Origin of the sequence: Chitinophaga varians (assembly GCF_012641275.1) — a bacterium.
Taxonomy (GTDB): Bacteria; Bacteroidota; Bacteroidia; order Chitinophagales; family Chitinophagaceae; genus Chitinophaga; species Chitinophaga varians_A.
In genome coordinates this window covers 1,922,738-1,938,461 of record NZ_JABAIA010000002.1, presented here as the reverse complement: position 1 = coordinate 1,938,461, position 15,724 = coordinate 1,922,738, and the positions used below count along the sequence as shown (strand labels likewise).

11 protein-coding genes and 1 pseudogene are annotated in these 15,724 nt (G+C 46.7%); all 12 read right to left on the bottom strand.

The features are described 5' to 3' along the window. Window positions 1–17 precede the first annotated feature (17 nt). Complete coding sequence (locus HGH92_RS22625; RefSeq protein ID WP_168873009.1) at window positions 18–1,232, bottom strand: glycosyltransferase; 1,215 nt, start codon at window positions 1,230–1,232, stop codon at window positions 18–20. Window positions 1,233–1,266: 34 nt separating this feature from the next. Next, the gene (locus tag HGH92_RS22620) at window positions 1,267–2,559 is read right to left on the bottom strand and encodes a polysaccharide biosynthesis C-terminal domain-containing protein (RefSeq protein WP_168873008.1); all 1,293 of its coding nucleotides are present in this window, start codon (window positions 2,557–2,559) and stop codon (window positions 1,267–1,269) included. Window positions 2,560–2,562: 3 nt separating this feature from the next. Beyond that, complete coding sequence (locus HGH92_RS22615; protein ID WP_168873007.1) at window positions 2,563–3,720, bottom strand: glycosyltransferase family 4 protein; 1,158 nt, start codon at window positions 3,718–3,720, stop codon at window positions 2,563–2,565. Between the two features lie 6 nt (window positions 3,721–3,726). Beyond that, window positions 3,727–4,965 carry a polysaccharide pyruvyl transferase family protein gene (locus HGH92_RS22610; protein WP_168873006.1) on the bottom strand — a complete coding sequence of 413 codons (1,239 nt, stop codon included), beginning with the start codon at window positions 4,963–4,965 and terminating at the stop codon, window positions 3,727–3,729. A 140-nt stretch (window positions 4,966–5,105) separates the two neighbouring features. After that, window positions 5,106–5,300: pseudogene (locus HGH92_RS34365) on the bottom strand (DapH/DapD/GlmU-related protein); the annotation flags it as partial. A 290-nt stretch (window positions 5,301–5,590) separates the two neighbouring features. Then, window positions 5,591–6,796, bottom strand: a complete 1,206-nt coding sequence (gene wecB, locus HGH92_RS22600; RefSeq protein ID WP_317166436.1) for a non-hydrolyzing UDP-N-acetylglucosamine 2-epimerase — start codon at window positions 6,794–6,796, stop codon at window positions 5,591–5,593. Window positions 6,797–6,810: 14 nt separating this feature from the next. Next, window positions 6,811–7,797, bottom strand: coding sequence for an SDR family oxidoreductase (locus HGH92_RS22595; protein WP_168873005.1), 987 nt, complete (start codon window positions 7,795–7,797; stop codon window positions 6,811–6,813). 41 nt (window positions 7,798–7,838) lie between these two features. Then, window positions 7,839–9,128 carry a nucleotide sugar dehydrogenase gene (locus HGH92_RS22590; protein WP_168873004.1) on the bottom strand — a complete coding sequence of 430 codons (1,290 nt, stop codon included), beginning with the start codon at window positions 9,126–9,128 and terminating at the stop codon, window positions 7,839–7,841. 51 nt (window positions 9,129–9,179) lie between these two features. After that, window positions 9,180–11,567, bottom strand: coding sequence for a GumC family protein (locus HGH92_RS22585; protein ID WP_262888795.1), 2,388 nt, complete (start codon window positions 11,565–11,567; stop codon window positions 9,180–9,182). A 17-nt stretch (window positions 11,568–11,584) separates the two neighbouring features. Further along, a complete protein-coding gene (locus HGH92_RS22580; RefSeq protein ID WP_317166435.1) occupies window positions 11,585–12,301 on the bottom strand; it encodes a polysaccharide biosynthesis/export family protein in 717 nt (238 codons plus the stop codon). 209 nt (window positions 12,302–12,510) lie between these two features. Beyond that, window positions 12,511–14,448, bottom strand: coding sequence for a polysaccharide biosynthesis protein (locus tag HGH92_RS22575; protein WP_211092691.1), 1,938 nt, complete (start codon window positions 14,446–14,448; stop codon window positions 12,511–12,513). A gap of 708 nt (window positions 14,449–15,156) precedes the next feature. Continuing rightward, on the bottom strand, window positions 15,157–15,723 hold the full coding sequence (locus HGH92_RS22570; RefSeq protein ID WP_168873001.1) for a lactate utilization protein C: 567 nt from the start codon (window positions 15,721–15,723) through the stop codon (window positions 15,157–15,159). Between the last annotated feature and the right edge of the window lies 1 nt (window position 15,724).

The window sequence follows — 15,724 nt, the reverse complement described above, 5'->3', positions numbered from 1 at the left end:
ATAGTTGATGTTAATATTTAAACCAGGCGTTCATATAGCTGTTCCATTTTTCTGCTGGTACCTTTTATGTCAAAATTTTCAGCAATATGCTGCCGGGCAGCTGTTGCTATATTTTTCCTTTTGGGTTCATCCGCCAACAGCTCCATGATAGCAGAAGCCAACGCGTCAGCATCTTTCGGTTCAGTTAACAGGCCATTTTTCCCATGCTCAATGATTTCCGGGAAAGAACCCAGCTTAGTAGCCACCACGGCCACTCCTGCTGCCATACATTCGGCAGCGGCCAGGCCAAAGCCTTCTCCCAGAAAATTCATATACGGAATAGTTGGCGTGCAGATGATTTTACAGTCCCGGAGGTACTTATAAGGATCGGCAACATACCCCAGGAACAGGATTTCCTGTTCCCTGTTCATTTCTTTTACTTCCTTTCTCAGTTGCGCTTCAAAGCCTACTTTTATTTTTTGCGTAGCAGACTCTCGGCCGATGATCACAAAGCGGACATCCGGATATTGCCGCAGCACAATATCAGCTGCTTTAATAAAATAAGTATGTCCCTTGAACGGAGACACCGTTCCGAGTATGCCCACCAGCGTAGTATTTTCGTCTACACCTGCTAATTTCATTAAGTGGCCATTGACAACAGAACTGGAAATTTTCGTTGTGTCCACCCCGTTATAGACCAGCTCGGATTTTTTCCTGGCCACTTCCGGCAGACTGTTATGTACAAAGTGGGTAATGGAGGCGATCTTATCGCAGAAGAACCGGGCGCCAAAGGCGGTCATGTTAGCCCGCATTCCTGTTGGCCTGCCTGCACCATGCCAGTGCCACAGGCAGGGAACACCTGTCATGCGGCTGGCTATTCCCGCCAGTATATGCAGCGGGAAATAATTCACGTCCATAATATCGATACGGTACTTTTTCATGGCACGGGCCAGCAGGCGGGTCCCTTTAACGGCGGTGAGCAGTTTGGAGGTATTCATTTTCAGCCGCTGCATCCGGGTTTTACCACTGCCTACATTTACCAGGCGTTTATCAGTTAATATGGCCGTTTCGTCGAAGATATGTTTCAGCGCCTCATGACTGGGGCCATTTCCCAGGTAAATACCGATAGCCGTAAACCTGCTCCTGTCGATATTCGTCAACAGCAAACGTACGTATTCCACTACGCCGCCGCCTTCTCCTCCATCGAAAAAGAAACCTAATCTAATCTTTCCCTGACCATTAGTTTTACTCATACCTGTTAGTATTTGTTTTTCCAACAGAAAAACATCATTTAAGTTTTAAGGATTTCATCATGGTTTTTACATCGGAGGGCCTTATCACCACACATTTGGCGAAGTTGAGCCCATAGTGCCTGTTGCATACGACCAGGTTGGCAACAGCGGAAAAAATATTCCCACACAGCACTCCCAGGGCAGCTCCTTCTATGCCCAGCCTTCCTACTGTGAGCCAGGTTACCCCGGCCACTATGGTAAAAGTGATTGCCAGGATATACATAGTTATAATTGCTTTGCCATCGCCAGCCAGCAGGTTATTGCAGATACTAGTGATGGTGATAAACACCAGTGAAGGCGCAAGAATGCGTAATGCAACATTAGCGCCATAAAATGCAGGACCATATAACAAATGGATGATCTGCCGGCTAAAAATGAACACTATCGCGGAAATGGTGAAACTGATCGAAGAGCTGACCCTCATGGCAAACTGAGCCTGGTTAGCCAGTAATTCACCTTTCAGACCAGCCCATTTTGCATACAGCAAGGGGCCTACCGTAGAGGGTATGATGGTGATCATACCACTGATGGCCACCGCTCTTGTATATAACCCCACCTGGTTGAAATTTTCCAGCTGGGAATAACGTAGTAACATGACCGTGACATTGGCCGTGAGCACGTACAGGAAGCTGGACGCGGACAGTTTAATACTGTACTTCAGCAGAGCTCCCAGCGTTTTCCAGTCAAACGGCGCACGCAGATTGATGTGTTCGCGGAGAAAATAAAAAAGCGCACAACATGCCGCAGCGTTGCCTACTCCCAGCGCCGTGATCGCAAATCCGGGGCTTTTCTGATGGATACAAAGCATCAGCACCCCGCTCAGCAAGATGATGATACGGGGCAGCATATCTACCAGCACCATCCTTTTGGAAGCCAGTTGAGCTACCAGTACCGGCCTTAGCGTCGTAATATTTACAAGGGCGGCAGATCCCATCGCAAAAAGTAGTGCTACTATAAAAGAGATCTTCCCGAAGTAAGCGGGATTAAAAAAAATGGCCGCAGTGAACCCTACTATCAACAGTAAGCCAAACAGCAGGGACACCTTTGTTGTGTTGGATACAATATGGCTTGGCGCGTATTTAAGATTATTCAGAAAATAAATGCTGGCATTACCCATCCCCAGAGAAAGAAAGGTAACTACCACCATTTGGGAAGAGCGAAATAGTTCATACTGCCCCATACCACCGGGGCCCAAAGCCCTGGAGTATATTACTCCGCCCAGCATGTTCAGGAGGATGCCTGCCATCTGGCCGCCGGTAACAAATATACTTTTCCGTAAAAAACTCATAAACTATTTAGCATATTTCTTATAAATCTGAACGATCTTTTTAGCCCAGGTTTCGGAAGAATAATCTCCTTCTACTTTCTCCGTAGCGTTTTTTATCAGCTGGCTACGCAGCCCGTCGTCTTTGAGAAGCAGGTCCATCGCATTGGCCAGGTCTTGTGCATTGGCAGGCTTCACCAGCAGGCCGGTATCATTGTGTGCAATCAGCTCCGCCAGTCCGCCAATACCCGATGCCACCGGCACAGTGCCCGCAGCCATGGCTTCTGTTACAGCCAGCGAAGTGGCCTCGATAACACCACTTGCCGGTACAGAAGGTACTATCACGCCCTGTGCTTTAGCAAACAGCGGTAATAACCTGTTTCTCGGTACCGGTCCCAGAAAAACCACGCGGGAACCAATATTGAGGCTGCCTACCAGGTCTTCCAGCTCCTTTCTTAAAGGCCCCTGCCCTGCTATGGCAAGCTGGCAATGCGGATCTTTCACCTGTGCCAGTGCTTCAATAGCATAACGCACCCCTGTTTTTTCCACCAGGCGCCGGGGAACCAGGAAATAGGGCTGCTTCACCGGCAGGTCTATCTGTGCTTCCGCCAATCTCCTCACCTCGCCTACATGCACACAGTTGAACATCACATCAATTTTGGCAGGTGATACGCCGTAGTCTTTTTTCAGGATATCTGCCTGGCCGCTGTCTACCGCAATAAAGTGCTGCGCTTTTTTAAACGCGAGCGCTTCGCAGTCCATGATCAATTGTTTATATGCCGGCAGTTTATCTGCCCCGCCCATCTGTGCTTCGTACAGCGCCGGGCCATGAACAGTCTGAATAACGGGCAGGCCGTTGAGGTTCCTGCATTGCAGCACAGCATAGGATGCATATACATCATGCGTATGAATAACATCGGGCCTGAACCGGTCAATCTCCTGTTCTGCCAGCTGGCGGAGACGAAGAAGCGCCGCCCGGAAGTTTCCGCTCACAAACTTATTCTGATTACCGAGCGTCAGCAGCATACGGATGCCTTTTTTCCATTTGGGCGGCTGTATCATGCCGCCCTGAATCATTCTGACTTCATGCCCGTTTGATCTCAGTTCCTGTATCAGGATTTCGACATGGGTACTTAGTCCGCCAGAATGAGGTATCCGCTGTTGTGTCGTTATTAACACCTTCATGATTTCCTATTTTGTTATTTTTCTTAAAACGAATCTGAAAGGCCTTTGCAACTGCACGCCGAAACCTTTCATCAACAGTTTCCCGATCCATCCCAGAGCGGCCAGTTTATCCTTCCGGGAGTAGTTTGCTTTATTATCCAGCACTTCCTTCACCACCGTAAAATTGTTACGGGAAAGCTGTTGCTGTATATCAAATGCGCCGGCCCATGTTCTACCAGTGTCTTTTACTTTCAGCTCTTCCAGTATTTTATCAGCAAATTCCACAGAAAGTGCGTCCATGGGAATCATTCTGTCTTCGAGGGACAGTCTGCGCATAAACTCAGTAACTTTATGATCGTAGGGCACTGCATAAAAACCGGTACCTATCGCTGCGGCAAAAACACATCCGTGCAAACGCATGGAGAACAGGAAGTCTGCATTCTTCACTTCCTGCATGGCGTCTTTCAGGTCGGCAGGAAGGTGTATGCTGATTTTTCCCTGATGCCGGGGTTCAAATTTCAGGATCAGCTGTTCATAAAATTTCTTGTCCTGGGAAGATTCATATCCCAGCATCCTGATGTGCACGCCGCTTTCAATCAGCCTGCTGCATATAGCTACCAGCCCGTCTTCATCAAGATCAGGCCATTTTCTGAACGCCAGCGCCACCACGGGAGCCTGAGCCGGCACCTGCCGGGCAGACACGTGCTGCTTCACATCCAGTGAGGGCACCACATCTGCCGTTACAGTTATTTTATCGGCCTGTACGCCGCATTCGATCAGTACTTTTTTACTTTTTTCGTCTCTTACCTGGACCTTTGCCATCCTGTTACAGGTAAAGCAGATCAGTTCCTTCAACCACCTGTTTTTAACAGGACCTACACCGATTCCCACAGTGATGATGTTACGGTTGTACAGTATCCCGATACAGGCGGGAATGAGGAAAGCCGGAATGGTTGTCCAGCTGTGTACATCCTGTAGTATTCCCCCGCCTCCGATCACGATCAGGTCACTTTTTTTTACGCTGCGGATATGGCTTGACATCCGTAGCCAAAAATCCTGCGACGGGTAAAACCCTTTTACAGCTTTCGCTGCTGTAATACCTGTAAAGTTTCTGGTATAGGCCGGGCTACGTGTGACGATGCTGAATTTTGCACCCGGTAATTGTTCTTTTACGCCTTCGTAAACTGCCAGGGAAACAGCTTCATCCCCTACGTTTCCGGCGCCGAAAAAGCCAGTCAGCAGTATGTTATCCGTGCTTTGTTTCATTGTTATCTAAGTTCGTTTCAGGTCCTGTGGAAGATTCAACAGGATCACCCCTCTGTTTCGAAATATTTTATTTGCCCCCGTTGTTTCAGGTGCATATAAACTTGCTGCTGTTGTTTTAATTGTTGATATGTTTCCTCATCCCTCATCTTAATCACCTTAGCCGGGTTTCCGCCAACGACTGCCATGGGCGGGACATCCCTTGTAACGACCGCGCCGCCGCCCACGATAGCGCCTTCCCCAATTGTTACGCCGGGCACAATCATCACACTGCCTCCTATCCATACGTTTTCCTTAATATGGACAGGTTTCAGAATAGTGGCGCCATCATAGGGTATCGCCGTCGCACCTTCATAACGGTGATTAGCGGTATAAATGCTGACATTAGGACCTATTATTACGCCGGAACCTATATACAGGCCGCCCTGACTGGACAGGAGGGCGCCGGGACCTATGTATATGTGATCACCGAAATGCACCCTTTCCGGGAAAGTAGCTTTGATCCCCTGCGCAATGACCACATTCACCCCCGGTTTAAATGAAGAGAGCGGAGTATCATTGGCCCAGCTATAGATCTTTTTTATAAGGGTTTTCAGTTTTCTGCTTAGGATACTCACTGTTATGAAAATTATATGAATTGTTCAATGACCGCCTCTTTATTCAGCATCCTGACTATACGCTGACATGCCTTGCCATCGCCATAAGGATTTACGGCCTGCGCCATCTGGCTGTAAGCATCTTTGTTGTCCAGCAGCATGCTCACTTCATGATATATTTTGTCTTCATCCACCCCTACCAGTTTTACGGTGCCGGCTGTTACCGCTTCCGGTCTTTCGGTGGTATTACGCATCACCAGTACAGGTTTGCCAAGACCGGGCGCTTCTTCCTGTACGCCGCCACTATCAGTCAGAATAAGGGTGCTTTTGTTCATCAGGTAAACAAAGGGAAGATAGTCGAGCGGTGCAATGATATGCACGTTGGGCAATGCCGCCTCTCCCAGGATTTCATTCACTGGTTTACGGACATTGGGATTAAGATGCACCGGGTAAACAAAATCCACTTCCGGATATTTTTCCGCCAGTTTTTTGATGGCCTGGCAGATGCTTCTGAAGCCGTCGCCGAAGTTTTCGCGGCGATGCCCGGTGATGAGCACCAGCCTTCTTCCGTTGCTGTCATTGCCGTTCCAGGCAGACAATAAAGACGGGGCAAGGCCATGCTGCACCAGTACATCTTCTATACCTGTCTGTACTTCCTGGTCATTTTTGACCCTTTCCAGCACGAGGTGTAAAGCATCCAGTACGGTATTGCCGGTAACAAATACCTGTTCGCTGCTGATGTTTTCATCCAGCAGGTTTTGGCGGGAAATTTTCGTCGGTGCGAAATGATAGGTGGCAATACGTCCGGTGATGCTACGGTTCATTTCTTCCGGCCATGGACTGTACATATTATGCGTTCTCAGGCCGGCCTCCACATGGGCAACCGGGACCTGTTTATAAAATGCGGCCAGGGCGGCTGCCGTAGAAGTAGTAGTGTCCCCGTGTACCAGTACGATGTCTGGCTTAGCATTATCCAGTACGTCCCGCATGCCGGAGAGTACGCCCACCGTTACATCGAAGAGGTCCTGTCCCTGTTTCATGATCTTGAGATCATAATCAGGTTGTACATTAAAGATATTCAGTACCTGGTCAAGCATTTCACGATGCTGACCGGTTACGCACACTTTCACTTCAAAGATCTCCGGATATTTTTCCAGCTCTTTAATCAACGGGCACATTTTGATAGCCTCCGGGCGTGTACCAAATACCAATAGTACTTTATTCATTTCTGTTTTCATGATAATAGCTTTAGTCAGATACTGTTACGTTCCAGCCAGCTGTAGGTAAGCTGCAATCCTGCAGCAACGCTTACTTCCGGATCATAGTTGATGAGCTGCCGTGCTTTGGAGATATCAGCGAGGCTGTGTTTCACATCTCCTTTTCTTTCCATGCCGTAGTCGGGTGCAATGTTGATTTTTGCACACTCGCTCACCATCTGCCATAACTGGTTGAGGGTAGTCCTTTCACCAAAGGCGATATTGATGATCTCAGCGGTATGGATGTTTTCAGCCAGTAATGCTTTTATGTTTGCCTGCACCGCATTTTCAACAAAAGTGAAGTCCCTGCTGGTTTCGCCGTCACCATTGATTACCGGCGCCTTTTTCTGCAAAGCGGCATCGATAAACAGCGGAATAACGGCTGCATAGGCGCCTTTAGGGTTCTGCCGGGGGCCAAATACATTAAAGTACCTCAGTCCTACCGGATGAAAATCATATACCCTGGAAAATACGGATGCATACAGTTCATTGACATATTTGGTCACGGCATATGGCGAAAGCGGATTTCCAATGAGGTCTTCCACTTTGGGCAGGCCCGGATGGTCGCCATAAGTGCTGGAGCTGGCTGCATATACCATGCGTTTCACTTTGGCATCGCGGGCGGCCACCAGCACGTTCAGGAATCCGGAAATATTTACTTCGTTGGTTGTAACAGGATCATTGATAGAGCGCGGCACAGATCCCAGTGCTGCCTGATGGGTCACATAATCCATGCCTTCCAGTGCCCTGCGGCATACGTCGGCATCGCGGATATCCCCCTCCAGCAACTCAAAGGCCGGGTTATCGAGAAATGGTTTTATGTTCTCACGGGAACCTGTGGAGAAATTGTCCAGTACACGCACTTTTGCAGCTCCATATTTAAGCAGGTATTCAACTATATTGGAACCAATAAATCCTGCGCCCCCGGTTACAAGAAAGGAGGACGCAGAAAGATCATGCGTATGGAATGGTTTTTCGTACATATTCGGCAGATATAGTATTTCCTTTGTTTAAGGTATCGGGATTAGAGCCTTGCGTCTACCAGTTCTTTCGGCAAAATGCCTTTAACATCATAGATCACCGCATTGTCTTTACACATGGATTTAATGTTCAGCGCACTGAACTCATTGTGTGCCACAGCCAGTAATACTGCGTCAAATTTATCTTCTGTGCTGACAGACTTCACGCAATCCCAGTTGTACTCATGTTTCACATCTGCAGGATCAGCCCAAGGATCATAAATAGAAATATTAACATCGTACCCTTTCAGTGTATTGAGGATATCCACCACTTTGGTATTACGTACGTCCGGGCAGTTTTCCTTAAATGTAACACCAAGTACGAGGATATTGGAGCCTTTTACCCGCACTTCTTTTTTGATCATCAGCCTCACCAGTTCGTGCGCCACATAGGCACCGATACCGTCATTTACACGGCGACCTGCCAGGATGATTTCGGGATGATAACCCGCCTCCTGGGCTTTTTGTGCCAGGTAATAGGGGTCAACACCAATACAGTGTCCTCCCACCAATCCTGGTCTGAACTTCAGGAAGTTCCACTTCGTACCGGCAGCAGCCAATACATCTGCAGTATCGATTTCGAGCAGGTTAAATATTTTTGCGAGTTCATTTACGAAGGCAATATTGATATCACGCTGTGCATTCTCAATTACTTTCGCCGCTTCTGCTACCTTAATAGAGGTGGCTTTAAAGGTACCGGCAACAATGATTGACTTATACAGCTGATCGATTTTTTCCGCCACTTCAGGAGTAGAACCGGAAGTTACTTTCAGTATTTTAGTAACGGTGTGTTCTTTATCGCCCGGGTTAATACGTTCGGGAGAGTAGCCTGCAAAAAAATCCGTATTAAACCGCAATCCGGATATTTTCTCCAGCACCGGCACACATTCATCTTCCGTCACACCAGGATATACGGTGGATTCATAAATCACAGTATCTCCTTTCTTCAGTACTTTACCAACTGTTTCACTGGCTTTGTATAGTGGCGTAAGGTCCGGACGATTGTGTTTATCCACCGGTGTAGGTACGGTAACAATAAAGTAGTTTGCTGATTTAATGGCATCCAGTTCATTGGTACAAAACAGTCCTGTAGCGGCTTCCGGATCAGCGGTAATTACTTTTTTCAGATCTTCTTCCGCTACTTCCAGGGTATGGTCTGACCCGCTCATTAATTCCGCGATCCTGGCTTTATTGATATCAAAGCCGAAAGTTTTATATTTTTTCGCAAATTCCACTGCTAAAGGCAATCCCACGTAACCTAATCCAATGATTGCAATCCTAGTTTCCTGATTCATAGTTTGACTATTATTTTCCAGATTTTTCCAGATTTTTTTCAGATAAAAATATTATGATTTTCCGATCAACTTTTTAAAGCGTCCGGCCACGCCTCTACGTTGCGTTTCACTGTAGCCGTAGCCGTAACCATAACCGTAGCCGTAACCATAGCTGCGGCCAGCCTTCACATCGTTTACGATCAGGTTTATTCTGGGCATTTTTCGCTGTGCTGCCAGATCGCCCGGAATTTGCAGCTGTTGTTTAAAGGTAATGCCCTGACGGACAAGGTAAAGTGTGGCATCTGCAAAACGCGCTAACAGTTGTGCGTCCGTCACCAACCCTACCGGCGCAGTATCTACTACGATATAGTCAAATTTTGCCCTGAGTTTGGTAAACAATATTTCTGTTTGTTCCAGCAATAAGAGCTCTGCAGGATTGGGCGGTATCGGCCCGGAGGAAATAATACTGCAATTTTCGTGTATGCCGGAAGGTTTGATAACTTCCTCCAGCATACTTTTGCCGATGGCGTAGGTGCTAAACCCTGTCATGTTGTCTATACCCAGTTTATCGGAGAGCTTTGGCTTGCGAAGGTCCATTTCCAGCAGTACCACCTTTTTGCCTGAAAGCGCCAGCACAGCTGCCAGGTTTGCGGCCACGAAGGACTTCCCTTCACCGCTCATGCTGGACGTCAGCAGGATCACCTTTTGCTGTGGCCCCGACAGTATGAACTGCAGGTTAGTACGCAGCGCCCTGAACTGTTCTGCAACAGGGGTCACATTATCCCTTTTGGCCACCACCAGTTCTTTATTCTGTGTATGTCCGATTTCACCAATGATGGGCACTTTGGTGCCGCCAGTGATGTCTTTTTTATTGGTTACCCTGATATTCAGGAGTTCTTTTACATAAAGGCCCAGTGAAGGTAATGCCAGTCCTGCCACCATGGCCAGCAGGTATATTAACAGGCGTTTGGGTTTAAAAGGAAGGGCGTCGCTTTTTGCCGGATCGATGATTCTTGCTACTGCCAGATTAGACGATTTCGACAGCGCAGATTCCTCCCTCTTTTTCAACAGGAACAGATAGAGCTCCTGTTTAATAGCCTGTTGCCGCGAAAAATCCAGGAAGAGACGTTCCTTGGCGGGTACCTGTGCTATCTTTTTGTTCAGGCTTCCGGAGCTGCGTTGCAGTTCGTCGATACTAATCTGGATACCATTCTTTAATGAGCCGAGACTGGTGTTCAGGTCTCCGCGTAGCCCCTGCAATTGCTGATCAATGTTTTTAATCAGCGGGTTATTTTCCGTGGTGGACAGCAATTGCCTTTCCCTTTCCAGCTGTAATGTGTTATAACGCTCTACCAGCCCGAGGAAGGAAGGGTCCTGTACAACAAGGGAGGAAGGTACCACGCGTTTGTTGTTGGCTTCGTCCTGCATGTACTTTTGCATAGACTCAACAATGTTTAACCTTACCTGCTGGTCCAGCAACTGTTTGGAAAAATCCCCGGTACTGGAAACCAATAATTTTGCCTGTTCTTCCAGGTCGGCCACCTGATTTGACTGTTTAAACTGTTGTATGTCTTTTTCAACACCGGAAAGCTCTTTGGTCACGATCACCAGCCGGTTATCGATAAAGGCGATGGTGCTGTCCGCGATCCTGTTTTTATCTTCCACGCTGGCCTTCATATACGCTTCAATCAGTTTGTTAAGCACCGCTTCGCCTCTTTCAGGTATACCATCCGTGATGGTGAGGTCTACCGTGCTTACCTGCTTGTTGGGGACAGCCATGGTCACCAGCGACCGGTATTTTCCCACGGCCTGGTCCACAGAAACCACTTTCACATAATATTCCGGATGGACGAACGCGTACAATGGGTTCCGTTGTATGAACACGACACCTTCAGGCAAATGCAGCGTATCGTTCCAGGTCCCCTCTCTGGTAAGACCGGTACGGCTCAGCGAAAATTTCTTTTCATTGATCGGATGGATGGTATAATTCATCGCAGCCAGGCTATCACTCAGGCTGAGCCACTTAAATGAAAAAGGCATGTTACGGTATTGCTCTGTTTTCTTCACGCGGCCATCAGCGACATAGCTCACATTCAGCTGGAGGTCTTTCACTACGCTTTCCATAATAGAACGCGAGCTAAGTATTTCCACTTCATTATCCACGCTGCTTTTGGTATTGAACAATTCCAGCTGACTGAGGATCTCTTCACCGGGCAGGTTCCCGCCTTTTTTATCATCCTGCACCAGTATTTTGGCACTGATCTTATAGCTCGGCGTTGCGTAACGGAGATACAGCCAGGCGGCGGCGCCTGTCAGGATGAGGCTCAACAGGAAAATATACCAGTATGATCCCAATATATCCAGTATTTTTCTTAAGTCAAGTACATTATCCGGCTGCGGTGCAACAGGAGTGTTACCGTTTAAAGAAAATGGATTATTTGAATTGTTATTCTCGTACATGTAAGTGCTTTAAAAAATTAAAACTTGACCCTCGTTAGTATTACCACCAGCAACGTGATCGCAGATGTGATAATAGTAATGTTCTTCAATCGCGATGCGTCCGTTGCTACAACCTTCGACTTATTCGGTTCAACATATACCACGTCTCCCTGTTGTAAATAATAATAGGGAGATGTAAACAGGTTTGTATTGTTCAGGTTAAATCTGACAAATTCTTTTTTACCATCTTTATCCCTGATCAGTAATACGTTTTCGCGTTTTCCATAAATAGTAAGATCACCCGCCATGCCGATAGCATCCAATAAGGTTACTTTTTCATTGGGCATCACATAGGTTGATGGCCTTGTTACTTCACCAAGCACTGTAATTTTAAAGTTAACGAATCTTACATTAACAACAGGGTCTTTGTAAAACTGGGCGGCCTTTTCGGCTACCGCTGCTCTTACTTCTTCTGTTGATTTACCTTTCACCTGCATCTTGCCAATCAATGGCAACATGATATTGCCATCCTTGTCAACCAGATACCCGCTGATATTAGAGCCCCCTCCGGGAACGGTTCCTGCGGAAGGCCATGATGGGGCGTTCTGTTGATTTAACAAGGCGGTGGTGCCCGGGTCCAGGGTTTGAATATTCACTTGCAGAATATCATCCACCTGGATGAGCGGCGTTTTATACAACGCCTGTTCCACTTCCTTTGATCCCAGCGAATCCGGGATATCCCTGAAATAGGTCACATTTTTAGGCGCCGAACATGAGAACAGGAAAAGGCAAATTATTCCTGCTAAATGATAATACGTGACCCTGCACCTTTTGACAATGGTGTTTAAACGGGAGCCGAACTCCCTGTTGATAAGACTCATATCTAATTGACAGTTTTGCAAATAGGAAGCCGCAGCTGGGCAAATTTTATGCCCATCAGTAACAAAAGCTGCGCTTTCGCCTATTACATTTTAATTTTATCTTTATCCAGTTCTTCGTACGCAGAATTCTTACTGATAAACTCTGGTACCAGCTTTTTCATCAAAGCAACCGTAGGTGTTAAATAGTGCTTTTCGGCAGATGCGATCAACTGCGTCACCTTTTCGTCTACTTCCGTAAAACTATAGCTCCGCACCTTTGCAATCAGTATTTTTTCATGATAGGTGGGCAATGTATTTTCGGCATTATTCAATAACTCTTCATATAGTTTTTCTCCTGGTCTCAAACCGGAGTATACGATCTGAATATCCTTTCCCGGTTCCTTTCCGGCCATCCGGATCATCTTCCTGGCCAGATCAGCAACTTTCATCGGTTTACCCATATCAAATACAAAGATCTCCCCGCCCTGTCCCATGGCGCCTGCTTCCAGTACGAGCTGGCAGGCTTCCGGGATGGTCATAAAATACCGGGTAATTTCAGGATGGGTAACTGTGAGCGGGCCACCGTTTTCCAGTTGTTTTTTAAAGCGGGGTATCACCGAACCGTTAGACCCAAGCACATTCCCGAAGCGGGTAGTGATAAAGCGGGTAGGCGGCAAGCCAAATACCGGACCTGTTTTTTTAAACTGTTCGTTTATCCTGTTGTTGTAAGATTGTGTGAAGATTTCTGCGATGCGTTTGGAAGCGCCCATCACATTGGTAGGGTTCACCGCTTTGTCTGTAGATACCATTACAAATTTTTCCACGCCGAAATCCACCGATAATTCCGCCATGACCTTAGTGCCCAATACATTATTCATTACTGCGATAGAAGGGTTTTTCTCCATCATGGGCACATGCTTGTAAGCCGCGGCATGATACACGATAGCGGGCGCGTATATTTCAAACAGCTGCTGCATACGGGACCGGTCGCATACATTCCCGATAAATGGAATGATGGGAATGTTGGTTCCCATTTCCGCCATTTCCAGTTCCAGTTCATGCAACGGTGATTCCGCTTTATCGCAGAGCACAATAACTGCCGGCTGATAACGGATCACCTGACGGACGATTTCACTGCCAATAGAGCCGGCAGCACCGGTTACCAGGATACTCTTATCACGGATCTCTGCTTCCAGTTTTTCATTTTTGATATCGATGACAGATCTTTCCAGCAGATCTTCAATATGGATGTCTTTCAACTGTATACCTTTATTTTGTGTACCGTCTATCCATTGATTCACGGAGATGATCTTCTGTACTCTTATATTCAATGTGATACATTCTTCTACCAGTTCATTGAGATGTTGTGCGTCCAGGTGATCATCCGGTATCAGCAGCAGGGACACTTTCCCTTCTCTCAACATTTTAAATAATTGCCCTTTACGCGAGGCATATACCGGCAATCCTTCGATGGATTTACCTGCATGCGCATTGGTATCGGCCAGGAAGGCCACAATACGTATATCCGCTTCCGGGTTGTCGTTGATAGCCTTACGCAACATAATACTGGTGAGACCTGTATGATAGATGGCAGCCCTGGTTCTGTTGACAGCCCGAAAGTTCTTATAATACTTAAATACCCATTTCACCATCAGGCGATAGGATAACAGCAGGAAAGAAGATATAAAAAAACCGATCAGGATTACTGACAATGGGAACAGATTAACTTCCGCATCCAGCACATGACTATAGTTGATGGTCACAAAAATGGCGCTGGCAATAACATTCATGCAGGCGATGTTCCCAATATCCGCCATACTGGTATGCCGTACGATGCCACGATACGTTCGTAACAGTAAAGACAACATCAGGGTCACACCTAATACAATAAAGGAGATTTCTTCAAGCGGATACGGAGTGAGGGCCTCCATATCAAAATTGAGCCTGAGCAGAAAGGCAAGATTGATGGCGATAACGGAACACCCAAGGTCAAGCAGCAGAATAAGCCACGACGGGGTAATCCATGATGATTTGTTCACCATAGGTTTCAATAATAGATACGGTTAAGAAATATATGCTCGTCCAATCAGGTAAGTAGCGCGAGGGTGGTTTTCATAGAAGCGCTTTACTCTCCGGTCAGATAGCGTAAGGTTTGGTTCGCATTTTTCGGTTTTTCAAGTTATGCAAAGTAAACACTAAATTTTGATATCTTACTATTATGAAAAAGTAAACTATTAAAATTTTTTTACTGTGCGTAAATGATAGCTTCCACCAATCCAATATTGATCTGATACTGACAAGAAGATAAAGGCAAGTATGAACCCGCCGGCTGCAAGGAAGTACGTCTCCTGTGTTCGCATACAGGTAATCCGGACGACTAACTTTACAGGCTATATTAAAATGCTACTTCAACAGTACTTGTTGATATCGGGACAGGACAAGCGTAAAAGCTTCACACATGATTGATTGTGCAGTAGACAGTCATTCTCGTTTCTAATACCTTCATGCGCTGGCACACAAAATAATTGATACATGGTCTTTCAATTTTTCCGGTTAACTAAGTTCGTTCGCTATATGGTTAAAGTAATATTCGCTATATGGTTAAATAGAACTACTAAAGTTGTTTGTGATGGCCAGTGGAAACAAACACCATACCAACTTTATAAAAAAAGATGATTTTTGGCGGTCGGATCATCTTTTCATTTATAAAAGTAAGTGATTTTTTGAATAAATATACAGTTAAAATGAATTTAACCTAAAACAAACACGACCAGGCTTTTTGCACCATGGGCGCCTAATACGAGGGATTGCTCTATGTCAGCGGTTTTGGATGGGCCTGCAATAAATACACCGAAACCGGTTTGAGGCGCACCGATTTTTTCATACGCATCATGCATGGTTGCCAATATGCGTTCCCGTGGTAATATGATAGCAAGATGCTGGCAGATAAAAGGTAAAACCCTTACGGCTATATCATTTTCCGTTAGCCAGATGGCGCCGTTTTCAGCCACGCCCCATTGTCCGGTCACCACGGCCATGTCTACGTTTTCCAGCTGGTGCGGGTCTTCGTGTGCCCATCCCCGTTTATCATCAGCAAACACTACCCTTTCAAGATGCGGGTAATGTTGCGTCAGCAACGCAGGCACCTGCGCCGTATCAGCAATCTCAAACAGGCTGCCACCAAGGCTTTCCAGCACTTTGCGATAGGCCTCCAGGGTGGCAGGCATCTCTCCTGCCAGGCCCTGTAATGATGGCAACGCAGTTGCTTCCGGTTGATTTTTTTTCACGGCGGCCAGTATCTGTTCCCTGCTACTCATA